The organism is Lentzea sp. NPDC036949 (genome assembly GCF_055608075.1).
In genome coordinates this window covers 182,903-209,673 of record NZ_JBVJRA010000014.1, presented here as the reverse complement: position 1 = coordinate 209,673, position 26,771 = coordinate 182,903, and the positions used below count along the sequence as shown (strand labels likewise).

At 71.7% G+C, this 26,771-nt stretch carries 24 protein-coding genes; 12 read left to right on the top strand and 12 right to left on the bottom strand.

Annotation, left to right across the window (positions count from 1 at the left end; translation table 11 throughout):
- The first annotated feature begins 17 nt into the window (after window positions 1-17).
- From gap to ACZ7CD_RS32805, 5 genes are all read left to right on the top strand, one after another.
- On the top strand, window positions 18-1,016 hold the full coding sequence (gap, locus tag ACZ7CD_RS32825; RefSeq protein ID WP_360389169.1) for a type I glyceraldehyde-3-phosphate dehydrogenase: 999 nt from the start codon (window positions 18-20) through the stop codon (window positions 1,014-1,016).
- A gap of 102 nt (window positions 1,017-1,118) precedes the next feature.
- The gene (locus ACZ7CD_RS32820; RefSeq protein ID WP_470370490.1) at window positions 1,119-1,880 is read left to right on the top strand and encodes a putative protein N(5)-glutamine methyltransferase; all 762 of its coding nucleotides are present in this window, start codon (window positions 1,119-1,121) and stop codon (window positions 1,878-1,880) included.
- 27 nt (window positions 1,881-1,907) lie between these two features.
- Window positions 1,908-3,182: a lanthionine synthetase LanC family protein gene (locus ACZ7CD_RS32815; RefSeq protein WP_470380437.1), complete on the top strand. Its 1,275-nt coding sequence runs from the start codon at window positions 1,908-1,910 to the stop codon at window positions 3,180-3,182.
- Window positions 3,183-3,270: 88 nt separating this feature from the next.
- Window positions 3,271-4,245 (top strand): ATP-binding cassette domain-containing protein, encoded by a 975-nt coding sequence (locus ACZ7CD_RS32810; protein WP_360389160.1) that lies wholly within the window; start codon window positions 3,271-3,273, stop codon window positions 4,243-4,245.
- Window positions 4,242-5,015, top strand: a complete 774-nt coding sequence (locus ACZ7CD_RS32805) for an ABC transporter permease (protein ID WP_360389157.1) — start codon at window positions 4,242-4,244, stop codon at window positions 5,013-5,015. Before ACZ7CD_RS32810 ends, ACZ7CD_RS32805 begins: the two co-directional genes overlap by 4 nt.
- A 20-nt stretch (window positions 5,016-5,035) precedes the next feature.
- Here ACZ7CD_RS32805 and ACZ7CD_RS32800 read toward each other — a convergent pair whose 3' ends face one another.
- The 5 genes from ACZ7CD_RS32800 to ACZ7CD_RS32780 all read right to left on the bottom strand — a co-directional run bounded on the left by ACZ7CD_RS32800 (window position 5,036) and on the right by ACZ7CD_RS32780 (window position 13,219).
- Entirely contained in the window at window positions 5,036-8,062 is a 3,027-nt protein-coding gene (locus ACZ7CD_RS32800; protein WP_470380436.1) for an AfsR/SARP family transcriptional regulator, read from the bottom strand.
- Between the two features lie 61 nt (window positions 8,063-8,123).
- On the bottom strand, window positions 8,124-8,987 hold the full coding sequence (locus ACZ7CD_RS32795) for a phosphotransferase family protein (protein WP_470380435.1): 864 nt from the start codon (window positions 8,985-8,987) through the stop codon (window positions 8,124-8,126).
- A 10-nt stretch (window positions 8,988-8,997) separates the two neighbouring features.
- Window positions 8,998-9,390: an MmpS family transport accessory protein gene (locus tag ACZ7CD_RS32790; RefSeq protein ID WP_360389149.1), complete on the bottom strand. Its 393-nt coding sequence runs from the start codon at window positions 9,388-9,390 to the stop codon at window positions 8,998-9,000.
- A gap of 103 nt (window positions 9,391-9,493) precedes the next feature.
- Window positions 9,494-11,311 (bottom strand): ricin-type beta-trefoil lectin domain protein, encoded by a 1,818-nt coding sequence (locus ACZ7CD_RS32785; protein WP_470380434.1) that lies wholly within the window; start codon window positions 11,309-11,311, stop codon window positions 9,494-9,496.
- Window positions 11,312-11,347: 36 nt separating this feature from the next.
- Window positions 11,348-13,219 (bottom strand): discoidin domain-containing protein, encoded by a 1,872-nt coding sequence (locus ACZ7CD_RS32780; RefSeq protein ID WP_470380433.1) that lies wholly within the window; start codon window positions 13,217-13,219, stop codon window positions 11,348-11,350.
- 110 nt (window positions 13,220-13,329) lie between these two features.
- On the opposite strand from ACZ7CD_RS32780, the gene ACZ7CD_RS32775 reads away from it, so the two are divergent.
- Window positions 13,330-14,346: a LacI family DNA-binding transcriptional regulator gene (locus ACZ7CD_RS32775; RefSeq protein WP_470380432.1), complete on the top strand. Its 1,017-nt coding sequence runs from the start codon at window positions 13,330-13,332 to the stop codon at window positions 14,344-14,346.
- Here the strand turns inward: ACZ7CD_RS32775 and ACZ7CD_RS32770 are convergent.
- Window positions 14,318-14,758 (bottom strand): hypothetical protein, encoded by a 441-nt coding sequence (locus tag ACZ7CD_RS32770; RefSeq protein WP_360389138.1) that lies wholly within the window; start codon window positions 14,756-14,758, stop codon window positions 14,318-14,320. The two genes, ACZ7CD_RS32775 and ACZ7CD_RS32770, sit on opposite strands and share 29 nt — an antisense overlap.
- Before the next feature lie 66 nt (window positions 14,759-14,824).
- Window positions 14,825-15,400, bottom strand: coding sequence for a cholesterol catabolism transcriptional regulator KstR (gene kstR / locus ACZ7CD_RS32765; protein WP_360389854.1), 576 nt, complete (start codon window positions 15,398-15,400; stop codon window positions 14,825-14,827).
- A 160-nt stretch (window positions 15,401-15,560) separates the two neighbouring features.
- On the opposite strand from kstR, the gene ACZ7CD_RS32760 reads away from it, so the two are divergent.
- Genes ACZ7CD_RS32760 through ACZ7CD_RS32735 form a run of 6 tightly spaced genes read left to right on the top strand, consistent with a single transcriptional unit; the run spans window position 15,561 to window position 21,949 of the window.
- Window positions 15,561-17,456, top strand: coding sequence for an acyl-CoA dehydrogenase family protein (locus tag ACZ7CD_RS32760; RefSeq protein WP_470380431.1), 1,896 nt, complete (start codon window positions 15,561-15,563; stop codon window positions 17,454-17,456).
- Complete coding sequence (locus ACZ7CD_RS32755) at window positions 17,456-18,427, top strand: acyl-CoA dehydrogenase family protein (protein WP_470380430.1); 972 nt, start codon at window positions 17,456-17,458, stop codon at window positions 18,425-18,427. The genes ACZ7CD_RS32760 and ACZ7CD_RS32755 overlap by 1 nt, the downstream gene beginning before the upstream one ends.
- Window positions 18,417-19,559, top strand: coding sequence for an acyl-CoA dehydrogenase family protein (locus ACZ7CD_RS32750; protein ID WP_470380429.1), 1,143 nt, complete (start codon window positions 18,417-18,419; stop codon window positions 19,557-19,559). The genes ACZ7CD_RS32755 and ACZ7CD_RS32750 overlap by 11 nt, the downstream gene beginning before the upstream one ends.
- Window positions 19,556-20,443 (top strand): bifunctional MaoC family dehydratase N-terminal/OB-fold nucleic acid binding domain-containing protein, encoded by an 888-nt coding sequence (locus ACZ7CD_RS32745; RefSeq protein WP_470380428.1) that lies wholly within the window; start codon window positions 19,556-19,558, stop codon window positions 20,441-20,443. Before ACZ7CD_RS32750 ends, ACZ7CD_RS32745 begins: the two co-directional genes overlap by 4 nt.
- Window positions 20,430-20,813 carry a hotdog family protein gene (locus tag ACZ7CD_RS32740; protein ID WP_458431887.1) on the top strand — a complete coding sequence of 128 codons (384 nt, stop codon included), beginning with the start codon at window positions 20,430-20,432 and terminating at the stop codon, window positions 20,811-20,813. The genes ACZ7CD_RS32745 and ACZ7CD_RS32740 overlap by 14 nt, the downstream gene beginning before the upstream one ends.
- Window positions 20,810-21,949 carry a lipid-transfer protein gene (locus tag ACZ7CD_RS32735; RefSeq protein WP_470380427.1) on the top strand — a complete coding sequence of 380 codons (1,140 nt, stop codon included), beginning with the start codon at window positions 20,810-20,812 and terminating at the stop codon, window positions 21,947-21,949. Before ACZ7CD_RS32740 ends, ACZ7CD_RS32735 begins: the two co-directional genes overlap by 4 nt.
- 20 nt (window positions 21,950-21,969) lie before the next feature.
- Here the strand turns inward: ACZ7CD_RS32735 and ACZ7CD_RS32730 are convergent, their stop codons facing one another.
- Genes ACZ7CD_RS32730 through ACZ7CD_RS32710 form a run of 5 tightly spaced genes read right to left on the bottom strand, consistent with a single transcriptional unit; the run spans window position 21,970 to window position 26,703 of the window.
- A complete protein-coding gene (locus ACZ7CD_RS32730) occupies window positions 21,970-22,797 on the bottom strand; it encodes a MaoC/PaaZ C-terminal domain-containing protein (RefSeq protein WP_470370499.1) in 828 nt (275 codons plus the stop codon).
- 10 nt (window positions 22,798-22,807) lie between these two features.
- Complete coding sequence (locus ACZ7CD_RS32725) at window positions 22,808-23,770, bottom strand: 2Fe-2S iron-sulfur cluster-binding protein (protein WP_470370500.1); 963 nt, start codon at window positions 23,768-23,770, stop codon at window positions 22,808-22,810.
- On the bottom strand, window positions 23,763-23,999 hold the full coding sequence (locus ACZ7CD_RS32720) for a hypothetical protein (protein ID WP_470370501.1): 237 nt from the start codon (window positions 23,997-23,999) through the stop codon (window positions 23,763-23,765). The genes ACZ7CD_RS32725 and ACZ7CD_RS32720 overlap by 8 nt, the downstream gene beginning before the upstream one ends.
- Window positions 23,996-25,126 carry a Rieske 2Fe-2S domain-containing protein gene (locus ACZ7CD_RS32715; RefSeq protein ID WP_470380426.1) on the bottom strand — a complete coding sequence of 377 codons (1,131 nt, stop codon included), beginning with the start codon at window positions 25,124-25,126 and terminating at the stop codon, window positions 23,996-23,998. The genes ACZ7CD_RS32720 and ACZ7CD_RS32715 overlap by 4 nt, the downstream gene beginning before the upstream one ends.
- Complete coding sequence (locus ACZ7CD_RS32710; protein WP_470370503.1) at window positions 25,126-26,703, bottom strand: FAD-dependent oxidoreductase; 1,578 nt, start codon at window positions 26,701-26,703, stop codon at window positions 25,126-25,128. The genes ACZ7CD_RS32715 and ACZ7CD_RS32710 overlap by 1 nt, the downstream gene beginning before the upstream one ends.
- Window positions 26,704-26,771 lie beyond the last annotated feature (68 nt).

Below are 26,771 nucleotides of genomic sequence, written 5' to 3'. Positions count from 1 at the left end.
CTCGAAGGGACAGTCGCTTGACTCGCATCGCCATCAACGGGTTCGGCCGAATCGGGCGCAACGTGCTGCGCGCCTTGCTGGAACGCGACAGCGTCCTCGAGGTGGTGGCCGTCAACGACCTGACCGAACCCGCCGCCCTGGCGCGGCTGCTGAAGTTCGACACCACCTCCGGCCGTCTCGGACGGCCGGTGGAGGTCGACGGTGACACCCTCGTCGTCGGCGACCGCCGGATCCAGGTCCTCGCCGAACGGGACCCGGCACAGCTGCCGTGGAAGGAGCTGGCCGTCGACATCGCGCTGGAGTCGACCGGCCGCTTCACCGCGGCGAAGGCCGCCACCGCCCACGTCGACGCCGGTGCCCGCAAGGTCCTGGTCAGCGCGCCCTCGGAAGGCGCGGACATCACCCTCGCCTACGGCGTGAACAGCGACCTGTACGACCCGGAGTCGCACGTGATCGTGTCGAACGCCTCGTGCACCACCAACGCCCTGGCACCGCTCGCCGCCGTCCTGGACGACCTCGCCGGCATCGAACACGGCTTCATGACCACCGTGCACGCCTACACCCAGGAGCAGAACCTCCAGGACGGCCCGCACCGCGACGCCCGCCGTGCCCGCGCCGCGGCCGTCAACATCGCACCGACCACCACGGGCGCGGCCAAGGCGATCGGACTGGTCCTGCCGAACCTGGACGGCAAGCTGTCCGGCGACGCGATCCGCGTTCCCGTCCCGGTGGGCTCGATCGTGGAGCTGAACACCACGGTGACCCGCGACGTCACCCGGGACGACGTGCTCGCCGCCTACCGAGCCGCGGCCGAGGGCGACCTCGCCGGAGTCCTCGAATACTCCGAGGACGACCTCGTGTCGTCCGACATCACCGGCAACCCGGCCTCCTCGATCTTCGACTCGAAACTGACCCGCGTCGACGGCCGTCACGTCAAGGTGGTCGCCTGGTACGACAACGAATGGGGCTTCTCCCACCGCGTGGTCGACACGCTGGAGCTGCTCGCTCGTCGATGAGGTGGGACGGACGTCGTGGAGCGGCTGACCGCGCCAGGGGACGGCCGCGTGGAACAGGTGTGAGCGGGCTGTCCCGCGCGGCCCTTTGGTAGAAATGCGGCCATGATCGATGTGGTCGCGACGCTGCGTGCGGCGGGGTGCGTGTTCGCGGAGGACGAGGCGCGCCTGCTGCTCGACGCCGCCGCCACGCCCGCCGAGCTGGACGGGCTGGTGCGCCGCCGGGTGGCGGGCGAGCCACTGGAGGTGATCGTCGGCTGGGCCGAGTTCCGGGGCCACCGGGTGCTGGTCGACGCCGGGGTGTTCGTACCGCGGCAGCGGTCGGTGTTCCTGGTCGAGAACGCCGTGGCGCTGGCCGGGCCAGGAGCGGTGGTGCTCGACCTGTGCTGCGGCGCCGGGGCGCTGGGGCTGGCGGTCGCCGCCGAGGTCGAGGGCGCGCAGCTGCACGCGGCCGACATCGAGCCCGCGGCCGTCGCCTGCGCCCGCCGCAACCTCGCCGGGCGGGGCCGGGTCTACGAGGGTGATCTGTTCGACCCGGTGCCGGAGACTTTGCGCGGCACGGTGGACGTCCTCGTGGTGAACGCGCCGTACGTGCCGACCGACGAGATCGCGCTGATGCCTCCCGAGGCCCGCGACCACGAGCCGCTGGTCGCCCTGGACGGCGGTTCCGACGGCGTGGACGTGCACCGGCGGGTCGCCGCCGCCGCACCGGGGTGGCTGGCGCCCGGTGGTCACCTGCTGATCGAGACCAGCGAGCACCAGGCACCGCTCACCGCCGCGGCGATGACCGAGCACGGGCTGGTGGCGCGCGTGACGACGTCGGACGATTACTACTGCACGGTGGTGATCGGGACAAAGCCCGTGTGAGAGCGGCGGAGGTGTGATCATCGTGTGATGAGCGAGACCTACCTCGGCACCGCCGAGGCCGCTTGGCGGTGGGTGCTGGACCAGGTCCGGTACGACGAGGGCACCGCGGCCGTCCCGCCGTCGCCGGGCGCCGAGGCCGACCCGGACCACCGCGACGGCATGTACGACGGCGTCGGCGGACTGGCGCTGACCCTGGCGGAGGTCAGGGCCGTGCGGGCGTGGACGGCGGAGGAGCAGCGGCTGGCCGACGCGATTCGCGCCCAGGTCACCGCGGGCATCGCGACGAGCGCGGACTGCAGCCTGTTCCACGGCCTGGTCAGCACGATCGGCACGCTGACCGCACTGGGCGAGCCGGCCCCGGACGCCGCCGTGGCGCGGCTGCTGGCGCTCGTCACGCCGGACGGCTGGCCGCAGACCGCCATCGGGCCGCCGCGCTACCTCGACGGCGCACGGGTCAGCGACGTCGTGCTCGGCACCGCCGGGGTGCTGCTCGGCGCGGTGTGGGCGCGGCGGCACGGCGCGGAGGCGGACGAGCTGGCCGAGGTCGCGGCCGGAATCCTGCTGGCCGAACGCGAGGAGGTGCCGTCCGGGCTGAACTGGCGCATGGTGCCGCCGCGGTTCTCCCCGGTCGAACGGCAGATGCCGAACTTCTCCCACGGGCTGGCGGGCGTGGCGACGGCGCTGGCACTGGCCGGGGCCGAGCTCGGCCGGCCGGAGTGGGTCGCTGCCGCCCTCGACGGTGCCCGGCACCTCGTGGCGCTCGCCGACCTCACCGGCGGCGGGTTCCGGGTGCCGCTGCGGATCCCGCGGCTCGGCGACGACTTCGAGGAGTACAGCTACGGCTGGTGCCACGGACCGGCCGGGACGGCGTTGCTGTGGAACGCCCTGGAGCACGCCGGGGTGTCCGAGGTGGCCGGTCGGACGACCGCGGAGCTGCGGCGGCGGTGCACGCGCACCGTGCGCACCTGCGGGTTGCCCGAACGGCTGCGGCCCGGCTTCTGGGACAACGACGGGCGGTGCTGCGGCACGGCGGGCGTGGGGGCGCTGCTGCTCGACGCGGGGGAGCGGGACTTCGCGCTGCACCTCGCCGACGTGCTGGTCGACCGCGCGGTGCCGGACGGGGGCGGCGTCTGCTGGCGGTTCACCGAGCACCGCGCGCAGGAGCCGCTGCTGCCGCCCGGCGTCGGCTGGATGCAGGGCGCGGCCGGGATCGCCGGGTTCCTGTTCCAGGCGGGCCGGGGCGGCACCGCCGTGCCCGGCATGACCAACTGGTGGGCCCTCACCGGCCCTCACCGGCCCTGACCAGCCCTGACAGTCGCTGACAGCTCGTTACCAGCGCGCTGACAGCGCGCGGGCGCACAGTTGCTCCCGACACAGGGAGGAACGCGAGATGTCACTGGCGATCAGGGCAGAGGGCCTGGTCAAGCACTACGGGGAGACCAAAGCCCTCGACGGGGTGGACCTGGAGGTGCCGGAGGGGAAGGTCGTGGGCGTGCTCGGGCCGAACGGCGCGGGCAAGACCACGGCGGTGCGGGTGCTGGCCACGTTGCTGCGCCCGGACGCGGGACACGCCACGGTCGGCGGGCACGACGTGCTGAAGGACCCGGTGGCGGTGCGCAGGCTGATCGGGCTGACCGGGCAGTACGCGTCGGTGGACGAGGACCTCTCCGGCACGGAGAACCTGGTCCTGCTGGCGAGGCTGATGGACTACTCCCGAGCGGGGGCACGGGCGCGGGCGGCCGAGCTGCTGGAGCAGTTCGAGCTCACCGGCGCGGCGGGACGGGCCGCCAAGACGTACTCGGGTGGCATGCGCCGGCGGCTCGACCTGGCGGCGAGCCTGGTCGGCGACCCGGCGGTGCTGTACCTCGACGAGCCGACCACCGGCCTGGACCCGCACGCGCGCAACGAGGTGTGGGCGGTCGTGCGGCGGCTCGTCGCGAACGGCACGACGGTGCTGCTGACGACGCAGTACCTGGAGGAGGCCGACCAGCTGGCGGACACGATCACGGTGTTCGACCACGGCCGGGTGGTCGCGGAGGGACGTCCGGACGAGCTGAAGCGCCGAGTCGGCAGCCAGACGCTGCAGGTGCGGCCGACGTCGGTGCACGACCTCGACGTGGTGCAGCGAATCCTCGGCGACCTGACCGGCACGCGGCCGTCGCGCGACGACGACACCGGGCTGCTCACCGCGCCGGTCGACGACCCGGTGCTGCTGTCGACGCTGGTCCGCAAGCTCGACGAGGCCGGCATCACCGCGGACGAGCTGGCGCTGCGGCTGCCGTCGCTCGACGAGGTGTTCCTGGCGCTGACCGGCAAGAAGACCGACGCCGCCGGCACCGCCGCGCCGGAAGGGAGCCTGGTGTGAGCACGATCGCGTTCGACAAGGGCGTGCGCCACGGGTTCTCCCTGGCGTGGCGGGGGATTCTCAAGATCCGCAAGAACCCGGAGCAGCTGATGGACGTGACGCTCGCGCCCATCATCTTCCTGCTGATGTTCACCTACCTGTTCGGCGGAGCGCTGGCCGGCAGCACCGACGCGTACCTGCAGGTGCTCGTGCCGGGCATCATGGTGATGAACCTGTTGCAGGGCAGCATGACCGCGGGCGTGCAGCTCAACACCGACGCGTCCAAGGGCGTGTTCGACCGGTTCCGCGCCATGCCGATCGCGCGGTCCGCGCCGCTGATCGGCGCGGTGCTGGCCGACGTCGTGCGGTACGTCGTGTGCGTCGTGGTGCTGCTGGTGGTCGCCACGATCATGGGCTACCGGGTGCAGACCGGCCCGGTGGAGCTGCTGGTCGCGGTGGCGCTGGGCATCCTGTTCGCCCTGTGCTTCTGCTGGGCGTCGGTGTTCGTCGGCATGCTGCTCAAGACGCCGCAGGCCGTGCAGGGCATGATGTTCGTGCTGATCATGCCGTTGACGTTCGGCAGCAACGTGTTCGTCGGCACCGCCACGATGCCGGGCTGGCTCAAGGCGTGGGCCGACATCAGCCCGGTGACGCTGATGGCCGACGCGCTGCGCGGGCTGCTCAACGGCGGGCCGATCGCGGGGCCGCTGACCGGGTCGCTGATCTGGATGGTCGGCGTGGTGGCGGTGTTCTTCCCCGCGGCGATGTGGGCCTACCGCAGGCGGGTCTGAGCGGAGGAGGGGCGGGCCGCTCAGCCGGGCAGGCCCGCCTCCTTGCGGATCTCCCGCAGCGCGTCGTCCTTCGGCACCCGCGCCGCGTCCGGTTCCCCGAGCTCGGCGATCAGGCCCCGCACGCCGGGGTCGCCGAGGTCGAGGCCGCCGCGGAGGAGCTTCACGAGCGCGAGCAGCCGCAGCGCCACGTCGCCTGCGCCCTGGCCGTGCCGCACCTGGGCGAGGATCTCGGTGACCGCGGCGAGGTCGGGCATGTCGCTGCGCGCCGACGTCGTCTCCACCGCCACCGCGACGCCCTGCTCGGCGTCGGCGAAGCGGTGCTCGGCCAGCGCGATGCGGGCCTCCAGCATCGCCGACCACTCCTCGCCGAACGCGCCGAGCGCCGCCGCGGTGCCGCGCACGCGGAAGCTCTCGGCCAGCTCGCGGGCCTCGGTGACGGCACCGCACCGCAACCGGATCTCCGCCTTGGCGTAGAGGATCATCGCGGACATCTGCTCGTTGCCAGTCTCCTGCACGAACCGCTCGGCCTCGGCGAGCTGCCGCTGGGCCGCGCCGAGGTCGCCCAGGCGCGCGTACTCGACGGCGAGCCGCCAGTGCTGCTGCACGGCGTCCTCCGTGGACCGCAGCTCCTGCGCCAGTGCGAGACCCCGTTCGTACAACGCGATCGCGCCGAGGTTGTCGCCGGTCTGGGAGACGAACGCGGCCTTCATCCCGAGCGACATCGCCGTGCCCCACCGGTCGCCGGTGGCGCTGAACAGCTCGTAGGCCCGCTCGCGGGCGGCCGCCGCGCCGTGCAGGTCGCCGTCGTCGACCAGCAGGAAGCTGCGCGCCCACTCCGCGCCCGCCCGTGCCCACGGGTCGGAGCTGCCCGCCGCCCGCTGGACCTCCCGGTGCGCGAGGTCCTTGTTCTTGCTGACGAACGCGAGCATCGGCAGGGCGATCGCCAGCGCGGGGAACCTCTCGATGGACTCGGCGCGCACGCAGTCCTCGATGACCGCCGCCGTCTCCGCCGCGTCCGGCACCCCCGGCATCACCTGCATCATCAGCCGCATCGCGGTCAGCGCCGCCCGGACGTCGGCGGGCAGCCGGTCGCCGAACGCGAGCACGTCGTCCACCGCCGTGTCCGCCCGCTTGCTGTCGCCCTTCACCATCCAGTACCAGAAGACCGCGGTGAGCAGGCCCGCGGCCGCGTCGGCGTCCTGGTCCTCGACCGCCCCGCGCAACGCGGCCACGATGTTGTCGTGCTCGGCCTCGTAGCCGGCGATGACCTCCAGCTGCCGGGCGGTGCGGGTGAGCGGCTCCCAGTCCTCAGTCAGCCTCCGGTAGTGGTCGCGGAACCGGGCGACCACCTCGGCGGTCTCGCCGGACGCGGCGAGCTGCTCGGCCGCGTACACCCGGATCGTCTCCAGCATCCGGTAGCGCGGCTCGTCGTGGTCGAGCACGTCCACGATGGACTTCTCGACCAGCGACGTGAGCACGTACAGGTCGTGCCGGCAGATCTGCTCGATCGCGGCGAGGTCGGCGCCTGCGGGGAACACCGACAGCCGCCGCGCCAGCTCCCGTTCCTGCTCGGTCAGCAGGTCCCAGCTCCACTCGACGACCGCGCGCAGCGTCCGCTGGCGGGGGAGCGCGGTGCGGCTGCCGGAGGTGAGCAGCCGGAACCGGTCGTCGAGCCGCTGGGTGATCTGGTGCACGGTCATCGACCGCAGTCGTGCGGCGGCCAGCTCCAGCGCGAGCGGCATGCCGTCGAGGCGGCGGCAGATCTGCGCGACGGCGTCCGCGGTGGACTCGTCGAGCCGGAAGCCCGGCTTCACCGCGATCGCCCGGTCCAGGAAGAGCCGCACCGAGCCGTACCCGGAGAGGTCGGCGCGGCCGTCCGGCACGGCGAGCGGTCCCACCGGGCACAGCGACTCGCCCTCGATGGCCAGCGGTTCGCGGCTGGTGGCGAGCACCCGCGCGGACGGCACGAGCCGCAGCAGCCGGCCGGTGAACTCGGCGGCCGCCTCGACCAGGTGCTCGCAGTTGTCGAGCACCAGCAGCGACTCACCCGCCGCGAGCGCCTCGGCGATGCGGTCCATGCCGTCGCTGCCCCTGCGCAACGGGTCGCCGGTGGTGAAGTTCGGGTCGAACGCGCTGAGCACCGCGCCGACCAGGTCGTCGGCCGCCCGCACGCCGGCCAGCGGCAGGAACCAGACCCGGCCCCTGGCGTGCAGCCGGTGCCGCACCGCCGCCTCGGTCGCGAGCCGCGTCTTGCCCGCACCGCCGGGCCCGACCAGCGTGACGAGCCGCGCCCGGTCGAGCTGGTCGCCGACGCGGCGCAGCTCCTCGTCCCGTCCCACGAAGCTGGTGAGCCGCACCGGCAACCGGTCGGCGACCGGCTTGGGCGCGAGCTCGCCCCGCAACGCGGCGAGGTGCACGTCCCGCAGCTCCCGCGACGGGTCGACACCGAGCTCGTCGGCGAGCGTGCGGCGCACGTCCTCGTAGACCTGCAACGCCTCGGACTGCCGCTGGTCGGCGCACAGCGCCCTGATCAGCAGCCCGGCGAGCCGCTCGCGCAACGGGTACCGCTCGTGCAGCGCGGCGAGCTTCGCGACGTCCAGCTCACCGCGGTCGAACCGGTCCTCCTCCGCGCTCAGCCGCGCCTCGTCCAGCTCGGCCGCCGCGATCCGCGCGAACGGCGCCTCCCGCACGTCCGCCAGCGCCTCGCCCCGCCACAGCCCGAGCGCCTCGTCGAGCCGCCCGGCCGCGCGCAGCCGTTCGAACCGGACGACGTCCACGTCCTCCGCCGCGACCGCGAGCCGGTACCCACCGGGCTCCAGCGCCACGTCCGGGCAGACCTTCCGCAGCCGCGAGACCAGCGACTGCAGCGCGTTCGTGGCGTCCGCGGGCGGCTGCTCACCCCACAGGTCGTCGATGAGCGTGGCCGGCGAGACCGGCCGGCCGGGGTCGAGCGCCAGCCGGGCGAGGAGCATCCTGACCCTGGCACCACCGATGTCGACCGGTGTGCCGTCGTCCTCCTCGACCCTAAGCGGTCCCAGCAACGCCACGCGCACACGTCAAGCTTCCCAGATCCGCTCCGCGCGCCGGGGCGGGCCGATCTTGCCGGTGCTACCCGAGCTCGCGGACGGCCGCGTCGAGCGCTTCGGCGATCACGCGCTCGAACCCGTCGTCGGTGCTGCCGCGCGGGACCCGTTCGGTGAGCATGATCGCGTAGAGGTACGCCCGGTAGGCCGCGAGGCGCACGTGCTCGCTGTCGGTCAGCGCCCGCCCGTACCCCTTCAGGAAGCTCTCGCCGACGGTCCCGAACAGCGCCGGCGACACGAGGTCGGCCACCGGGTCACCCCAGAACGCGCGTTCGCCGTCCACGATCCCGGTCAGCCCGCGGTCGACGAGCACGTTGCCGTCCCAGAGGTCGAAGTGCACCAGCACCGGTGTCCGCACCTCGTCGAACAGCCGCCGGTCGACCGGGATGCGGGGCAACGCGACGCCGTAGCGCTCCGCGTCGGCCTGCACGGCCTCGACCATGGCGGTGAACGCCTGCGACCACGTCTCGTGCAGCCCGAGCTGCGGGTAGCCGAACCCCGGTCCCTCGATCGTGTGCAACGCCCGCGCGGCCGCACCGAGCTGTTCCTGAACGGCATCGCGGTCCACACCGGACCGTCCGAACAGGGGAGTCCCTTCGAGCTTCGTCGTCACCAGCACGTCGCCGTCGACGTGGGAGCGCGAGAAGTCGGTCCGCACGACCTGCGGCACCGGCGCGACCCGCGCCCCGAGCGCGCAGAACAGCGCCTCGGTGCGCACCAGGTCCCGCTCGTAGGTCAACCCCGGCTGCTCACCCGGACTGATCTTGACCACGAGCTCGCCCTCGGCCGCCGTGACGAGGAAGACCCGGTTGTAGGTGCCGCCGCCGAGCGCCTCGACGCGGTGGACGGTGGTTTGTGTGATCTGCTCTATTACTTCAGTGTTGACCAAAACCAATGCCTCATCTGTCGGTCACCTTCGTGCAGGTCACCGCCTGTCCGGGAGCAGCAGTGGCGCTCGCCCACACCCGTTCGCCGTCGAGCAGGATGCGGCACGTCAACGCCTCGTTCCCGGACGGCGTGGCGGTCACCTCCGCCTTCTGCCCCGAGTTGATCACAACGTCCGTCGTCCACGGAACCACCCCGGTGGCGTCGACGGTCCGCGGTGCGTCCCGTTTGCGGGTGTCGGGGTTCTCGGTGTAGCGGAGGGCGACGGGCGCGGACCCCGGCCCGGTCACCTCGTAGGTGACGGACCAGGCCTTGCCGGTGATCTCCGACCAGCCGAAGTAGCGGATCGCGACCACGAACCCCGCGCCGACGAGGACGAGGGCCGCGACCACTGCGAGCGTCTTCACGGCTTCCCACGGTATGGGGTGCGGCGTTCGGCGGCATCGTTCGGTGGGCTGAACGGCCGTCATCCCGCGGTGTCAGGCGGGGGATGACGGCCGTCGGAGCGTCCTAGGCCGGAACGGTCCAGCGCTGGTTGGCCCCTCCCGTGCAGGTCCAGATCTGCAGCTTCGCGCCGTTGGCGGTGTTGTTGCCGGTGACGTCGAGGCACTTGTTGCTGCCGGCGTTCACGAGGGTGTCGCCGGAGGCGGTCCACCGCTGGTTGGGTCCGCCGAAGCAGTCCCACAGCTGGACGGGGGCGCCGTCGGCGGTGGAGTTGCCGGTGACGTCGAGGCACTTGCCGAGGCCGCGGACGGTGCCGTCGGTGGCGAGGGTCCAGGTCTGGTTGGGGCCGGGGGAGCAGGTCCACAGCTGGGGCTGGTTGCCGTTGGCGGTGGAGCCGTCGGTGACGTCGAGGCACTTGCCGCCCAGGCCGGTGACGGGGCCGGTGCGGGTGCCGGGTTGGCCGGGGTCGAGGGTGCCGGGCCAGGTGAAGGTGGCCATGGCGCCGGCGGGGAGGCGGTAGCCGAAGGTCTGGCCGCCGTAGGAGACCTGGAAGTTCTGGTCGGCGCCGGTGTTGAGGGCGACCAGGGCGATGGAGCCGTCGGGGTTGCGGAAGGCGACGTTCTGGATGCCGCCGTCGCCGTAGCCGGTGGAGTCGATGCGGACGGCGCCGGGTTTGACGAACTTGGCGAGGTGGCCGAGGACGTAGTACTCGGCGTTGTAGGTGGTGGTGGAGCCGTTGGTGGTCACGACGCCGGTGCAGTTGGTGCAGCTGCCGATGACGGGGCCGTTGTTCTGGTCGAGTGCCATGTTCCAGAGGGCGACGGTGCGGGCGTGGTTGCGGGTGGCGCCGATGGCGAGGTTGGTGCCTTGCCAGCGCAGGGTGTCGCGGAAGGTGGCGGCGTCGGTGGCGGAGCGGGTGCCGGAGCACTCGGTGAAGAAGATGTCCTTGCCGGGTTGGTTGTTCTTGACGACGGACTGGCCGCCGGGGTTGCCGCCGTAGCAGTGCCAGGCGGAGCCGATGACGTTGGTGCCGGCGCCGTTGTTGACGGTTTGGGGGTAGGTGGTGTCGTCCCAGTTGTGGTCGTAGCCGAGCAGGCGGGTCTGTTGGCCGGCTGCGCGCAGTTTGGGGGCGAGGGTGTTGATGACGGTGACCTGTTGCTGGGCGGACATGCGCATGCCGGGGTAGCCGGGGGGTTCGAAGTTGGGTTCGTTCTGGACGCTGAGGTAGTCGATCGGTACGCCTGCTGCCCGGTAGGCCTGGGTGAACTTGACGAGGTAGTCGGCGTAGGTGCTGATCTGGCTGTCGTTGAGGGAGCCCTGGATGAGGCTGTTGTTGTTCTTCATCCACGCGGGGGCGCTCCACGGTGTGGCCATGGTGCTGATCTGCGGGTTGAGTGCTTTGGCCTGGCGCAGGAGCGGGAGGACGTAGGCGTTGTCGCGTGCGGTGGAGAACCGGGACAGCGTCGGGTCGGGTGCGCCGTCGTCGTAGGTGTAGAAGCTGCGGGAGAAGTCGGAGGCGCCGATCGGCTGGCGCAGGAAGCTCAGGCCGATGCCGGTGTTCGGGTGGAACAGGTTGGTCATGATCTCGTCGCGGCGTGGTGAGTTCCAGATGTTCCACGCGGCCGAGTCGGTGAAGGAGGCTCCGAACCCGATCATGGACTGGTGAGTGGAGTTGGGGTTGACGGTGATGACCGGTCCGCTGCCGCCGTTGCCGAATGCGACTCCTGCTTGCTGGCGCAGGAGGTTGGAGCGGTCGGCGGTGGTCAGCCAGACGTTGGCGGTGGTGGCTGCTGTTGCCGGGGTGGCGAGGTGGGTGCCTGCCGTGACGGCCAGGACGGCGGAGATCAGTGCGGCGCTGTGCCAGCGGTGTTTTTCTCGGGACATGAGCGCTCCTTGCAGGGGTTCGGGCGCTGGTGGGTGTTATCGGTAGAGCCGGATGTCGGCGATGCTCCACCAGTTGTTCGCGGTGCCGGTGGAGGTGATCCGCAGGAATCGGGCGTTCCCGCGGACGTCGATGTTCGTCAGCTGGCCGGTGCTCTGTCCTTTTGCGACGGTGTGCCAGGTGGTGCCGTCGCGGCTCACGTCCAGTTGCCAGGTGCGGGCGTGGTCGCCGAGGTTGGCGCCGCTGTCGACGGCGACGCGGCGGAAGTCGCGGTTGCGGCCGAGGTCGATCTGCAGGTACTGGCCGGGTGCCTGGGTGGTTTCGGTGGTCCAGCGGGTGGAGGCGTCGTCGTCGACGGCGAGTGCGGCGTTCTCGCCGGTGGAGGAGGTGGCGGTGGCGCCGGTGAGGGGGACGGGGTCGTGGTTGCCGCGGAGTCGGTGGTGTGCGGGCCAGGTGAACGTGGCCAGTGCGCCGCCGGGCAGGGTGTACTCGAAGGTGCGGTCGCCGGTGTTGACGGCGAAGGTGCGGGGGTCGTCGTTCTGGTTGTGCACGACCAGTGCGGTGGAGCCGTCGGGGTTGCGGAAGGCGGTGTCCATGATCTGGCCGTTCCAGCCGGTGGTGCCGAAGGAGGTGCTGGCGATGCGGCGGGCGCCGGGGCGGACGAACTTCGCGAGGTGGCCGATCGTGTAGTACTCGGCGTCGGTGGTCACGGTGCCGTCGGGGTGTGCGGTGACCAGGGCGGTGCAGGTGGTGCAGCCGCCGTTGTGGGGGCCGCCGGTGCTGTCGAGGGCGATGTTCCAGGTGACGGCGCTGCGGGCCCAGTTGCGGGTGGTGCCGAGGACGACGTTGCGGGCGTGCCAGCGCAGCGTGTCGCTGAAGACCTTGGCGGGTGGGTCGGTGGCGTTCTTGGAGCCGGAGCACTCGGTGAACCAGATGCCCTTGTGCGGGAAGGCGTTGTGCAGTGCGGTCTGGGCGCTGGGGTCGCCGTAGTAGCAGTGGTAGGCGGTGCCGGCGACCCACCTGGCGGCTTTGGCGCGCAGAACCTGGTGGGGGTAGTCGGCTTCGGCGGTGCCGTCGTTGGGGTGGGTGGCCCAGTTGTGGTCGAAGGCGAGGATCTTCGTGCGGGGGCTGGCGGCCCGCAGTTGTGGTCCGAGGGCTTCGATGACCTTGAGCTGGTCGGCGACGGGCATGTCGGTGCCGGGGTAGGCGTCCGGTGTGCGGTTCTGCGGTTCGTTCTGCACGGAGAGGAAGTCGATCGGCACGCCGGCGCGGGTGTAGGCCTGGACGAACTTGACCAGGTAGCGGGCGTAGGCGTCGTGGATGCGCGGGTCGTCCTTGAGGCGGCCGCCGATGAGCGAGTCGCCGGTCTTCATCCACGCGGGCGGGCTCCAGGGCGTGGCCATGACCTTGAGCTGTGGGTTGAGGCGTTTCGCCTCGCGCAGCAAGGGGAGGATCTTCGCTTCGTCGTGGCGGATGGTGAAGTGCCGGAGGGGGAAGTCGGTCTGCCCGGGCGGTACGTCGTCGTAGGTGTGGTGCTCGGGGGCGGCGGTGAAGTCGGAGGAGCCGATGGGCTGGCGCAGGAAGCTGATGCCGATGCCGGTGTGGGGGTCGAAGAGCTTGCGCATGGTGTCCGCGCGCAGGGCGGGGGTGAGGCCGTGGAGGACTTCGGCGCTGGAGTCGGTGATGGACGCGCCGAAGCCGTCGACCGCTTGGTGGTCGCGGCCGGGGTCGACCACGATCGTCGGGTGGTCCGACGGCGTGGTGCCGAATGCGACGCGGGGGCGTTCGTGCAGGAGTTCGGCGCGGTCCGGGGTGGTGACCCAGACGCGTGCTTCCGGCGTGCTGGAGGCTTCCGCCGTGGGTGCGGCGGTGAGGCCGAGGACCAGGGCCATGATCGCGGTAGTTCTCATCGCCGTCCTTGTAACAGAGGTTCATCACTGTGAAACAAAGTCTTTCCAGGATGAAACACCCCGGCGTGGTGACGGTCAATGGCCTGCCCCAGTTCCGGTACAGTGACCAGGTGGAACGTGCTTCCGGTTCGATGAAACAACGGGCCAGTCTCCGGGCCATCGCCGCCGAGACCGGTGTCTCGGTCGCGACCGTCTCGCGGGTGCTCAACGACCACGTCAACGTCGCCCCGCGCACCCGTGACCTGGTGTTGCAGGCCCTTGAACGGCGCGACCAGCCGCCGGGGCAGCGGACGGTGTACGTGCGGTGCCCGTACGTCCTCACGGACTACTTCGGCCTGATCGTCTCGTCGGTCGCGGAGACGCTGAAGCTGCACGGTGTGCGCCTGCTGCTCGACGCGGGGGAGTCGGCGCAGCACAGCGAGGCGGTGCGCGGCCTGCCCGGTCAGCAGGACGTCAACGGCGCGATCCTCATCCTGCCGCCGGAGGAGGGTGACGAGCTGGTGGCGTTGGCGCAGGCCGGTTTCCCGTTCGTCGTCGTCGACCCGCGCACGCCACCGCCGCCGGACATCGCCTCGGTGTCGGCCGCGCACTCCGCCGGTGCCCGCGCGGTCGCGGACCACCTGATCGCGCTGGGGCACCGCGACATCGCGGTGATCGCGGGCCCGTCGGAGTGGCTGGCCGGTGACGCGCGGCTGGCCGGGCACCGCTCCGCGCTGGCCCAGGCGGGGGTGCTGCTGAGCGCGGACCGGGTGCGGTGCATCGAACCCACGACCGCCGAGGGCCGTCGTGCGGCGCTGGACCTGCTGGCGGCGGACCCGCGGCCGAGTGCCGTCGTGTGCTTCAACGACAAGGTCGCGGTCGGCACGATGCAGGCCGCGCGGTCACTCGGGCTGCGGGTGCCCGAGGACCTGTCGGTGGCGGGCTTCGACGACATCGACCTGAGCGAGGCGACCGATCCGCCGCTGACGACCGTGCGGCAGCCGTTGCAGGAGATGGGCAGCATCGCCGTCACGCAGCTCATGCGGATGCTCGACGGTCACCGGCCCGAGGCGTTGCACATCGAGCTCGCGACCTCGTTGGTGGTGCGCGGGTCGACCGCTAGTGCACAACGCCCCACACGCGCGTGACCGGGTCGACGAGCACTGGCAGCTGCTGCTCGCCGTCGTAGCGGTGGCACCAGTGGCCGACCTCGAACCCGCCGCCGGGCACCGGGACCCACAGCGTCAGCAGGTGTGAGGTGCTCTCCCCGTCGTCGTGCGCCTCGCTGCCCAGGACGTCGGCGAGCACCGTCGTGCCCGTGGCGCGCAACGCCGTGGTCTGCTTGGCGTCCTCCGCCGCCGACGACCAGATCGCCATCATGATCAGGGCGATGAGCACCACGCCCAGCTCGGTCAGCGCGATGCCCCACCACGGCAGGTCGGACAGGGCGACCACGACGCCGATCGCCGCGATGCCGACGAGCGAGGCGCCGGCGATCACGCGCTGGGCGGTGGCCGAACCGCGGCTGGTGAGGACGACTTCGGCGGGGTTAGTGGTCACCGGCTGATCTTAGGTGCGCATCCCGTCCCTGTTCGGGGGTTGTGAGCTCTTGGCCGGCCGCACGGGTCAGGCCAGCAGCAGCCGCACGGTCAGCTCCAGCCGGTTCGCCACGTCGGTGGCCGTGGCCCGCCGGGTCACCCACGCGACGAGGTTCGACAGCCACACGTCGCTGATCACCCGCGCGATGGCCTTCTGCTCCTCCGTCGGTTCCTCGTCGGTCATCGCGCGCGTGAACATCGTCTCCATCAGCAGCGCGACGCGGTCGATCTCGGCACCGGCCGAGGCGTCGGCGAAGGTGAAGGCGCGGGTCATGGCCTCGGTCAGGTGCGGGTTGCGCTGCAGGCCGCGGGTGATGCGGCCGAGCACGAACAGCACGCGGTCGTAGGCGGTGTCGCCGGGGACGGCGGCGCGGTCCATCTTCTCCTGCGCGCGTTCGAGCTCGACGGCGAGGCTGGAGACGAGGAGGTGGATCTTCGAGGGGAAGTAGCGGTAGAGGGTGCCGAGTGCGACGTCCGCCCGGTCGGCCACCGCCCGCATCTGGACGGCGTCGAACCCGCCCTTGGACGCCAGCGCGATGGTCGCGTCGACGATCCTCTTGCGCCGCTCGCGCTGGGCGGCCGAGCTCAGCTCCTCGCCCGCCATCAGGGCGTCCGCGCGCGACTTCGAAGGTGACACGGAGATGGTCCTCCTGGAACGTGTTGCAGCAGCCTCCACATCGTACCGGAGTGGGTTTCCCGGCCATGATCTCTTGCCGGAATTAGAACACGTTCTATAAAGTTCCTCATGTATTGGAGGAGGCCGCATGCCGATCGCCACGACCGACGAGCACCGGGCACTCAGGAACAGCGTCAGCGCGGCCCGCGGGACGTGGGAGGACCTGGTCCGCGTCGGGTTCTTCGACGTGCTGCGCGACGGCGGCACGACCCTCGACCTCGCGGTGATGCTCGAGCAGGCCGCCGAGCACCTCGTACCGGGCCCGCTGCTGCCCACGGCACTGGCCTGCGCCCTCGTCCCGGACTTCGACGGGATCGCCGGGTTCGGGTTCGGCACCGGGCACGTCCTGGGCGCCACCGAGGCCACCCACCTGCTCGTCAAGGACCAGGACTGGATGTTCGTCCCCGCCGGGCACACGACCGTCACCGCGCTGGACGCCGTCGACCTGACCCGGTCACTCGGGGCGGTCACCGTCCACACACCGGGCGAGACGATCGCCGACCCGACGGACCTCGCCGTCACGCTCATGGCCGCCGAAGCGAGCGGCATCGCCCAGTGGTGCCTGCGGACCGCGGTCGAGCACGCGCGCCGCCGCGAGCAGTTCGGCCGGGCCATCGGGTCCTTCCAGGCCGTGAAGCACCTGTGCGTGGAGATGCTGTGCCGGGCGGAACAGGCCGCGAGCGTCGCGTGGGACGCGGCACGGGCGGCCGGCCACGCCGAACACCCGTTCGCGGCGGCGGTCGCGGCGGCCGTGGCGTTCGACGCGGCGGTGCGCAACGCCAAGGACTGCATCCAGGTGCTCGGCGGCATCGGGTTCACCTGGGAGCACGACGCCCACCGCTACCTGCGGCGTGCCCTGGCGCTGCAACAGCTCGCGGGCGGCCGGGAGCGGTGGCGCAGGACGACGGCCGAGCTCGCGCTGCGCGGTGCGCGGCGGCACCACACCGTCGAGGTCGAGGGCGACCCGGAGGTGCGCCGGTTCGCCGCGGAGGTCGCCGCCCTCGAACCGGACGAGCAGCGGGCACGGCTGGCGGACAGCGGATACCTCGTCCCGCACTGGCCACGGCCCTACGGCCAGGACGCCGGCCCCGCGCGGCAGCTCGTGATCGACGACGCGCTCGCCACGGCCGGGGTGCGCAGACCGGACCTGGTCATCGGGGCCTGGGCCGCGCCGGCGATCCTGCGCCACGGCACCCCGCAGCAGCAGGAGCGGTTCGTGTGGCCGACCCTGCGCGGCGAGCTGACCTGGTGCCAGCTGTTCAGCGAACCCGAGGCCGGTTCGGACCTGGCGTCGTTGCGCACCAGGGCGCGCAGGGTCGAGGGCGGGTGGCGGCTGACCGGCCAGAAGGTCTGGACGTCGCTCGCCCACCAGGCCGACTGGGCGATCTGCCTGGCCCGCACCGACAGCGACGTCCCCAAGCACAAGGGCATCACCTACTTCCTCGTCGACATGCGGTCCGCGGGCATCGACGTGCGGCCACTGCGGGAGATCACCGGCGAGGCCCGGTTCAACGAGGTCTTCCTCGACGACGTCCTCGTGCCCGACGACTGCGTGGTCGGCGCGGTGAACGACGGCTGGCGCCTGGCCCGCACCACCCTGGCCGACGAACGCGTCGCCCTGGGCCGCGGCTCGTCACTCGGCGAGGCACTGGAACAGGTTCTGGCCACCGGCCCCGCACCGTCGGAACGGCTCGGCGAACTGGTCGCCCGGGGGCTCGCCGTGTCGCTGCTCGACCTGCGCGCCGGACTGCGCCGCCTTGACGGACAGGAACCGGGCGCGGAGTCCAGCGTGCGCAAGCTCGTCGGCGTGCGGCACCGGCAGGACGTCGCCGAGTTCGCCGTGGAGCTGGACGGCGGGCTGGTGCACGGCGACGCCGTCCACGAGTTCCTGCTGACCCGCTGCCTGAGCATCGCGGGCGGCACCACCCAGGTCCTGATGAACCTCGCGGGCGAACGGGTCCTCGGCCTACCCAGGGAGAGTTGATGGACTTCGCCCTCGACGACACCCAGCAGGAGATCGTGCGCCTCGCCGCCGACGTGCTGGGCCGGGAGAGCACGACGCCCTGGAAAGCCCTGGGGGAGGCCGGGTTGCTGGCCCTCGCCGTTCCGCAACGGCTCGGTGGCCACGGCCTCGGCGTGCTGGAGACGGCACTGCTGCTCACCGAGGTCGGCCGCAGCGCCGCGGACGTGCCGGCGTTCGCCACCCTCGCCCTGGGCGTCCTGCCGATCGCCCGGCACGGCACCCCGCACCAGCAGGACGAACTGCTCCCCCTGGTCACCGAACAGCACGCCGTCTTCACCGCCGCACTCAGCGAACCCTCCACCCCGCTGCCGGCCACGCCGTCCACCAGGGCCAACCCCGACGGCACCGGGCTGACCGGCCTCAAGGTCCACGTCCCGCGCGCCGCCGAGGCCGGCAGAATCCTCGTCAGCGCCCTGCTGGGCGACCGGCCGGGCACCCTGGTCGTCGACCCCGCCCAACCCGGGGTGTCCACAACGGACAGCACCGTCCGGTTCGACAACGCCCACGGTGACCCGCTCGACGGTGACCTCACGAAGTACGCGCTGGCCGGCGCCTGCGCGGTCGGCGACGGTGTGCTGGCCGGAGCCCTCGACCTCACCGTCACGCACGTCGGCACCCGCCACCAGTTCGGCGCACCGCTGTCGACCTTCCAGGCCGTCGCGGGCCAGGTCGCCGACGTCCACATCGCCGCCCGCACCCTGCACCTCGCCACCCTCACCGCCTGCTGGAGCCTCGACGACGCCGACCTCGCCATCGCCGCCCACTGGCTCGCCGCGGAAGCGCTCCCGGCCGTGCACACGTGCCACCACCTGCACGGCGGCCTGGGACTCGACATCACCTACCCGATGCACAGGTACTACGGCCTGGCCAAGGAGCTGACGAGGTTCGTCGGCGGAGCGGAGCACCGGTTGGGGCAGATCGATGTTCATTGACCTCACGAGCGACCAGCGCAGGCTGCGCGACGAGCTGCGCGAGTACTTCTCCGGCGTCATGACCGAGCAGCAACGCGAAGCCGTGCTCACCGAACGGCACGGCACCGCCTACCGCGACCTGGTGCGCCGCCTCGGCGCCGACGGGTGGCTCGGCGTCGGCTGGCCCACCGAGTACGGCGGCCGCGGCTTCGGCCAGGTCGAGCAGCAGATCTTCGTCAACGAGGCCGCACGCGCCGACGTGCCGCTGCCGTACGTGACGCTGCAGACCGTCGGCCCGACCCTGCAGCGCTACGGAACCCAGGAGCAGAAGGACCTCTTCCTCCCGCGCATCCTCAAGGGCGAGCTGCACTTCGCCATCGGCTACACCGAACCCGAGGCCGGCACGGACCTCGCGGCGCTCACGACCAGGGCCGTCCGGCAGGGCGACCACTACGTCGTCAACGGCCAGAAGGTCTTCACCACCGGCGGCCACGACGCCGACCACGTGTGGCTCGCGGTCCGCACCGGAGCACCCGAGGACCGCCACCGGGGCATCACCATCCTGATCGCCGACACGACCGACCCCGGCTACTCGTGGACTCCGATCATCACCTGCGACGGCGCGCACCACGTCAACGCCACCTACTACAGCGACGTCACGGTGCCCGTCGGCCTGCGCGTGGGCGAGGAGAACAAGGGCTGGCGGCTGATCACCACCCAGCTCAACCACGAACGCGTCATGCTCGGCCCGTCCGGCCGCATCGGCGCCCAGTTCGACCGCGTGCACGAGTGGGCGCGCGAGCACGACCTGCTCGGCCTGCCGGACGTGCGCAGGGCGCTGGCCGAGGTCAAGGCCGTGCACCGGGTCAACGAACTGCTCAACTGGCAGGTCGCCGCCCGGGAGGTGGAGGTCGCCGACGCCTCCGCCACCAAGGTCTTCGCCGCCGACCGCACCCAGCGCGTCGGCCGCCTGCTGGAGGAGGTCGTGAGCCGCCACGGCGATCCCACCGAACCGGGCACCGCGCAGCTCGTGCGCTGGCTGGACGTCCAGGCCCGGCGCAACCTCGTGCTCACCTTCGGCGGTGGCGTCAACGAGGTGCAGAAAGAGCTGATCGCGTCCCTCGGGCTCGGACTGCCGAGGGTGGTGCGATGACCGACGTCGAGAAGGCAGCGGCCGAGATCGCCGGCCGGGGCGAGTCCGCACCGCGCCTGGCCCGCGACCCGGTGAACCTGCCGATGATCCGCACCTGGCTGGAGGCCATCGGCGACACCCACCCCGGCTACACCGAGGTCGCGCCACCGGCGATGGTGCAGGTGTGGACGATGGCCGGGCTGCACGGCCAACGCGCGCTGGACGACCCGCTCGGCGCGATGATGCGGGTCCTCGACGAGGCCGGGTTCACCTCGGTCGTCGCCACCGACAGCGACCAGACCTACCACCGCTACCTCAGGGTCGGCGAACAGCTCGCGGTCACCACCCTGCTGGAGGACGTGACCGGCCCGAAGAGGACCGCACTCGGCGAGGGCTGGTTCGTCACCACCCGCAGCACCTGGTACGTCGGTGACGAGCCGGTCGCCGAGATGCGGTTCCGCGTCCTGAAGTTCCGCCCAGCCGAGAAACCCGCTGCCCCGGCGCAGACGCAGAAGGCGCCGGCGATCCGGCCCTCGGTCAACCGCGACACCGAGTACTTCTGGAACGGCACCAAACAGGGCGAGCTGCGCATCCAGCGCTGCGGCGGCTGCGGGCTGCTGCGGCACCCACCCGGCCCGATGTGCCCGGAATGCGGTGCCACCACACCGAAGTACCTGGTCTCGGACGGCCGCGGCGTGGTCTACAGCTACGTCGTGCACCACCACCCGCAGGTGCCCGGCAAGCGGACGCCGTTCGTGATCGCGCTGGTCGAGCTGGACGAGGGCGTGCGGATGCTGGGCGAGCTCGACGGCGAGCCGCGCGTCGGGCTGCCCGTCGAGGTCGTGTTCACCGAGGTCGACGACGACCTGACGATGTTCGGCTGGAGGCCCCGTGCGGACCGGTGACCCCCTGCCCGAGTGGCACGTCGAGGCCACGCCCACGTTCGTGATCAGCACCGCGCTCGCGACCCGCGACTTCCAGGACGTGCACCACGACCGCGACCTCGCCGTCCGGCGCGGCGCGAAGGACATCTTCATCAACATCCTCACCACCACCGGCCTGGTCCAGCGCTACGTCACCGGCTGGGCGGGCACCGGGGCGCTGGTCCGGCAGATCGACATCCGGCTCGGCGCACCCTGCTACGCCTACGACACGCTCAAGTTCTTCGGCCAGGTGGTCGAACGCCACGACAACGACGTGGTGGTCGAGGTCGTCGGCCGCACCGGCCACGGCGACCACGTCACCGGCACGGTCAGGATCGAGGTGCCCGCGTGAACGCCGCGATCGCCGGCATCGGCGCGACCGAGTTCTCCAAGGACTCCGGCCGCACCGAACTGCAGCTCGCCGCCGAGGCCACCAGGGCCGCACTCGCCGACGCCGGACTCGAACCGTCCGATGTGGACGGCCTGGTCAGCTTCACCATGGACACCAACGCCGAGATCGCCGTCGCCCGCGAGCTCGGCATCCCGGAGCTGACGTTCTTCAGCCGCGTCCACTACGGCGGCGGCGCGGCCTGCGCGACCGTCCAGCAGGCCGCCATGGCGGTCGAGACCGGGATGGCGCAGGTCGTCGTGTGCTACCGGGCGTTCAACGAACGTTCCGGGCACCGGTTCGGCCAGGTCCAGGCCGCGGCGGCGGCGAACGTCGACAACAGCTGGTCCTACCCGATGGGCCTGGGCACCCCGGCCGCGATGGTCGCCATGTTCGCCCGCCGGTACATGCACTCCTACGGTGCCACGAGCGAGGACTTCGGCCGGGTCGCCGTCGTGGACCGCAAACACGCCGCCACCAACCCCCACGCGTGGTTCCACAACCGCCCGATCACCCTCGACGACCACCAGTCCTCGCGCTGGATCGCCGAACCGCTGCGGCTGCTCGACTGCTGCCAGGAAAGCGACGGGGGAGTGGCGCTCGTCGTCACCTCCGCCGCGCGCGCTCGCGACTTGAGGAACACGCCCGTGCTGGTCAAGGCCGCCGCCCAGGGCAGCGGCACCGACCAGTTCACGATGACCAGCTACTACCGCGACGACCTGACCGGCCTGCCGGAGCTGGGCGTGGTGGCGCGGCAGCTGTGGCAGCGGTCGGGCATCGGGCCGTCCGATGTGGACGTGGCCGTGCTCTACGACCACTTCACCCCGTTCGTCCTCGTGCAGCTGGAGGAGCTCGGGTTCTGCGGCAAGGGCGAGGCGAAGGACCTCGTGGCCTCCGGCGCGTTGGAGCTCGACGGCTCGCTACCGCTCAACCCGCACGGCGGCCAGCTCGGCGAGGCCTACCTGCACGGCATGAACGGCATCGCCGAGGCCGTCCGGCAGGTCCGCGGCACCGCCGTGAACCAGGTCGCGAGAGCGGCCCACGTCCTGGTCACCGCCGGCACCGGCGTTCCCACCAGCGGCCTGCTCCTGGGCCCCTGACCCCCCTTGCAGAAGCCGGGTCAACGGCTCAGCAGCACCGCGTCGGCGAGAACGGGACGGTCCGCGGAAGAGGTGGTCAGCACCAGGCGGGAGCCGTCCCGCCACACCGACGTCCGCAACGTCTCACCGGGGAACACCACGCCCGCGAACCTCGCCCCGAACGACACCACCTGCTCCGGCCCGTCCAAGAACGCGTCGACCACCGCCTTGCACACCACGCCGTAGGTGCACAGGCCGTGCAGGATCGGCCGGTCGAACCCGGCCGCACGGGCGAACCCGGGATCGGCGTGCAACGGGTTGCGGTCCCCGCACAACCGGTACAGGTGGGCCTGCTGCGGCAACGTCGGCGTCTCGATCACCGCGTCGGGTTCGCGGCCGGGCAGCTCGACCCGGTTCGACGGCCCGCGCTCACCACCGAAACCGCCCTCGCCGCGGGCGAAGATGCTCGACCGGGTCGTGTAGAGCACCGTTCCGTCCGGTGCCACGGCGGTCGACTCCTGCACGATCACCGCCGCCGTGCCCTTGTCCCACACGTCGGTGATCCGCGTCCGCAGCACCGCCTGGCCCTCGGCGGGGATCGGCCCGTGCGCGGTGATCTCCTGCGTGCCGTGCAAGACGCGCGCCAGGTCGACGTCCACACCGGGGAACGACACCACCGGCGGCGCGGTCTCGTGGAACCGCGGCGCCACCACCCCGAACGTCGGCAGGACCGCCAGCCCCTCCTCGTAGACGTACCGCAGCTCGGTCGCACCCAGCGCCAGGTGGTAGAGCAGCACGTCCGACGACGTCCAGGAGAACTTCAGCTCGGGCAGTTCCGCCCCCACCGCAACAGCCGGATCGATCGGCATCGCACGCCCTTCACTCGTAGGTGATCGTCACCGCGTCGGTGACCGGAACCGACTGGCACGCCAGGACGATCCCGTCGGCGATGTCGCCGGAGTCGAGCACGTCGTTGCCGAGCATCTTGACCTCGCCGGAGACCAACCGGCACGCGCACGCGCCGCACGCACCCTCCCGGCACGAGAACGGCGCGTCCAACCCCTTCTCCAGCAACAGGTCCAGCAGCTTCATCCGGGCCGGCCAGGCGAAGCGGTGGGTCTCCCCGTCCAGCGACACCTCGACCTGCGCGTCCGGCCGGTCGTCCACCACCGGCACGGACTCGGCGAACGGATCACCCGACAGCGACACGAACTTCTCGACGTGCACCACCGGAACGTCGTGCAACGCCGTGCGGGCCGCCTCCATGAACGGTGCCGGCCCGCACACGAACGCCTCGTCGCACGGACGCACGAACGCCCGCAGCCCGTGCGGCAGCCCCTGCACCGACTCCAGCCAGTGCACCACCGCCAACCGCTCCGGGAACTCCCGCGACAACCGGTCCAGCTCGCGGGCGAAGATCACCGACTCCGCGTCCCGGTTGGCGTAGAACAGGAACACCGACCCGGTCCCGCCGGACAGCACCGCCCGGATGATCGACATCACCGGCGTGATCCCGCTGCCCGCCGCGAACGCCAGCACCGAGGAGTCCAGCGACCGCGGCGTGAACACCCCGGCCGGTGCCAGCACGTCCAGCTCCATCCCGGTGCGCAGCTCGGAGCACATCCACACCGACCCGCACCCGTCCGGCGTGCGCTTGACCGTGATCTTCAACGGTTCACCGGGTGCGCTCGACAGCGAGTAGCACCGCGCCACCTCACCCGCCCGCACGGTCAGGAACTGACCCGGCCTGGGCTCGAAAGACGCCCCCGACAGCACGAACGACCGCGCGTCGTGCGTCTCCTCGATGACCGACTCGACGCGCAACCGGTGCACCTCAGCCATCGGCGACCTCCACCGTCCCGTCGCGCACGGCCTTCTCGATGCCGTCGCGCAACCGCAGGCACGTGCGCACCAACGGCGCCCGCGGTCCCAGCTCCGGGCACGCGCTGGTGTCGGCGAGCCACTGCACGCTGGTGTGCCGGGGGCTGTTCTTCTTCACCAGCACCCGGTTCCCGCAGTCGCACGTCACCGGCACCATGCCGCCGGACAGGAACTCGTCGCGCTCGCTCATGAGCTCGTCGGCTGCCGGCGGGCGAGGTTCTCGGCGACCTCCCTCTCCCACACCTCGACCGCCCTGCTCGTGTCGACCTCGAACTCGAACCGCCGCACCATGTCGTCGGTGACGTCCTCGACGTCCACGTAGAACTGCTCGTACCAGCGCCGCAGCTGGTAGACCGGCCCGTCCTCCTCGCACAGCAGCGGGTTGTCGACCCGCGTCTTGTTCTGCCAGATCTCCACGTCCTGCAGGAACCCCGCGCCGATGCCGCGCGCGAACTTGCGGGCGATCTTGTCCGCGTGCTCGTCCGACACACCCGGCAGCTTCTTCACGATCGCGCCCCACTGCAGCCGGAACGAGTTCGGCGTGATCGGGTAGTGGCAGTTGATCAGCACCGTCTCGATCTCGATGCCCCTGTAGTCGTTCCACAGGTAGTCGATCATGTACGACGGCCCGTAGTACGAGGCCTCCGAGCGCACCGCGACCTCACCGGTGTAGTTCGACGCCATCGCCACGTCCGGCCGCCCGCGCGTGGTCAGGTACTGCGAGGCGATGTGGCCCTCCATCACGTTCTTGAAGTACGTCGGGAACGCGAAGTGGATGTAGAAGAAGTGGGCCATGTCGACGACGTTGTCGATGATCTCGCGGCAGTTCGCGTTCTCGATCACGACCGAGTCCCACGTCCAGTTGCTCCACTCACCGCTGAACGCCTGCTCGATCCGCGGGATCGTCACGTGCTCGGGCGGCGGGTTGCCCTGCGGGTCGTTCCACACGAACAGCTGCCTGTTCTCCTCCAGCGTGGTCCACGACCGGGTGCGGGCCCGCAGCGGAACCCGCTTGGCGTAGGGGATCTCGACGCACCGGCCGTTGCCCGCCCAGCGCCAGTCGTGGAACGGGCACGCGATGGTGCTGCCCTTCACCGTGCCCCGGGTGAGGTCACCGCCCATGTGCCGGCAGTACCCGTCGAGCACGTTGAGCGTGCCGTCCTCGCCCTGGAACACCACGAGCTTCGTGCCGAACGCCTCGACGGCGTGCGGCTGCCCGTCGCGGAAGGTGTCGGCCAGGCCCAGGCAGTGCCAGCCGCGCGCGAACCGCGCGGGAGGCGCGCCGGTGTCGATCGAACGCACGGAGTCCTGCGTCATCACATGCCTCCACGGTGGTCTTGGCTGGAGATGTCGAGTCCGGCCAGGTACCCGAAGGTCATCGCCGGTCCGAGGGTGGCGCCCGCGCCCGCGTAGGTGTGACCCATGACCGACGCGCTCGCGTTGCCCGCCGCGTACAGGCCGTCGATCACCGAACCGTCCTCGCGCAGCACCCGCGCGTGCGCGTCGGTGCGCAGCCCGCCCTTGGTGCCCAGGTCGCCGGGGACGATCCTGGCCGCGTGGAACGGCGGCGTGAGCAGCGGCGCGAGGCACGGGTTCGGGTGGACGCGCGGGTCGCCGTAGTAGCGGTCGTAGGCGCTGTCACCGCAGCCGAAGTCGGGGTCGGTGCCGTTGAAGGTGTTGAACCGCGTGACCGTGTCGGCGAGGCCGGGGAGTCCCGCTTTCGCACCCAGCTCGTCGAGGCTGGGGGCATTGAGCACGACCTCGTCCCACCGCCGGGGCAACGGCCGGCGGGGCGGGAAGCCCGCGAACGGGTAGCGGTTGCGGTAGGTCTGGTCGAACACCAGCCAGGTCGTCCCGGTCATCGCCTTGACCACGTCGATGTAGGGCGCCGCCTCGTTGACGAAGCGCCGGCCGGACCCGTCGACCAGCACACACCCCGGCAGCGCGCGTTCGGCGAGCAGGAAGAACGGCCCGCGCGGCAACGGGACCGCCGGCCCCCACCAGGCGTCGTCCATCAGACCCACGGCCGCGCCCGCGCGCAGCCCGGCCTCGATGCCGTCACCGGTGTTGGCCCGCGCGCCGACCGTCCACTCGGTACCGATGTCCTGGTGCTGCTTGCGCAGCTGCTCGTTGTGCTCGAACCCACCGGAGGTGAGCACGACGTGCGGAGCCTGAATCAGCTCGTCGCCCACGCGGATGCCGGCGACCCGGCCGTTCTCGAAGTGCAGGTCGGTCAGCGCGGTGTTGAGCCTGACCTCGACGTCCAACGCCGTCAGGCCCGCACGCAGCCCGGCGGCCAGCGCCTGGCCCATCGCGAGCCTCCGGCCCGGTGTGAACCGCTGCGCGACCAGTTTGGCCGCGGTGAGCACCCCGCGCGGGTGGCGGGCGGCCAGGGTGAGCCACCGGTAGTCGACCTGGGTGATCACGATTCCGGCCGGGGTCGGCACGTACGGCGGTTCGAGGTGCTCCAGCTCGGCGCCGAGGACGTCCGCCCTCATCGGCACCGGCTCGACCGACCGCCCGCGCGGACGGCCGCCGGGTGCCTCCGGGTAGTAGTCGGGATAGCCGCGCACCCAGCGGAACCGCAACGGCGTGTGCGCGCACACGAACCCGAGCATCGCGGGACCGGCGTCGAGGAACGCCTCCCGCAGCTCGGCCGGCACGTCACCGGCGATGTGCGCGAGGTAGGCGGAGGCGTCCTCGGGCGTGTCCCGCACACCGGCCTCGGCGAGGACGGGGTTGTTCGGCACCCAGATGCCGCCGCCGGACCGGGCGGTCGAGCCGCCGAAGCGCGCCGCCTTCTCGACGACCAGGGTGCGCAGTCCCCGGTGGGCCGTGCACAGGGCGGTGGTCATGCCCGCCGCGCCGCTGCCGACGACGATCACGTCGTACATCCGCACCTCCGGAGTCGAGACTAGAACAGGTTATAGTTCTGGGGCGGTTTGGCGCTATGGTGTAGGAG

What these genes read in the sequence shown, in the direction of transcription:
- ACZ7CD_RS32815 (WP_470380437.1), top strand. Translation starts at nt 1,908, where the DNA reads ATGAGCGAGACCTACCTCGGCACCGCCGAGGCCGCTTGGCGGTGGGTG.
- ACZ7CD_RS32710 (WP_470370503.1), bottom strand. Translation starts at nt 26,703, where the DNA reads ATGTACGACGTGATCGTCGTCGGCAGCGGCGCGGCGGGCATGACCACC.
- ACZ7CD_RS32785 (WP_470380434.1), bottom strand. Translation starts at nt 11,311, where the DNA reads ATGTCCCGAGAAAAACACCGCTGGCACAGCGCCGCACTGATCTCCGCC.
- ACZ7CD_RS32720 (WP_470370501.1), bottom strand. Translation starts at nt 23,999, where the DNA reads ATGAGCGAGCGCGACGAGTTCCTGTCCGGCGGCATGGTGCCGGTGACG.
- ACZ7CD_RS32760 (WP_470380431.1), top strand. Translation starts at nt 15,561, where the DNA reads ATGCCGATCGCCACGACCGACGAGCACCGGGCACTCAGGAACAGCGTC.
- ACZ7CD_RS32810 (WP_360389160.1), top strand. Translation starts at nt 3,271, where the DNA reads ATGTCACTGGCGATCAGGGCAGAGGGCCTGGTCAAGCACTACGGGGAG.
- ACZ7CD_RS32755 (WP_470380430.1), top strand. Translation starts at nt 17,456, where the DNA reads ATGGACTTCGCCCTCGACGACACCCAGCAGGAGATCGTGCGCCTCGCC.
- ACZ7CD_RS32730 (WP_470370499.1), bottom strand. Translation starts at nt 22,797, where the DNA reads ATGCCGATCGATCCGGCTGTTGCGGTGGGGGCGGAACTGCCCGAGCTG.
- ACZ7CD_RS32715 (WP_470380426.1), bottom strand. Translation starts at nt 25,126, where the DNA reads ATGACGCAGGACTCCGTGCGTTCGATCGACACCGGCGCGCCTCCCGCG.
- ACZ7CD_RS32820 (WP_470370490.1), top strand. Translation starts at nt 1,119, where the DNA reads ATGATCGATGTGGTCGCGACGCTGCGTGCGGCGGGGTGCGTGTTCGCG.
- ACZ7CD_RS32725 (WP_470370500.1), bottom strand. Translation starts at nt 23,770, where the DNA reads ATGGCTGAGGTGCACCGGTTGCGCGTCGAGTCGGTCATCGAGGAGACG.
- kstR (WP_360389854.1), bottom strand. Translation starts at nt 15,400, where the DNA reads ATGGCGGGCGAGGAGCTGAGCTCGGCCGCCCAGCGCGAGCGGCGCAAG.
- ACZ7CD_RS32745 (WP_470380428.1), top strand. Translation starts at nt 19,556, where the DNA reads ATGACCGACGTCGAGAAGGCAGCGGCCGAGATCGCCGGCCGGGGCGAG.
- ACZ7CD_RS32750 (WP_470380429.1), top strand. Translation starts at nt 18,417, where the DNA reads ATGTTCATTGACCTCACGAGCGACCAGCGCAGGCTGCGCGACGAGCTG.
- ACZ7CD_RS32780 (WP_470380433.1), bottom strand. Translation starts at nt 13,219, where the DNA reads ATGAGAACTACCGCGATCATGGCCCTGGTCCTCGGCCTCACCGCCGCA.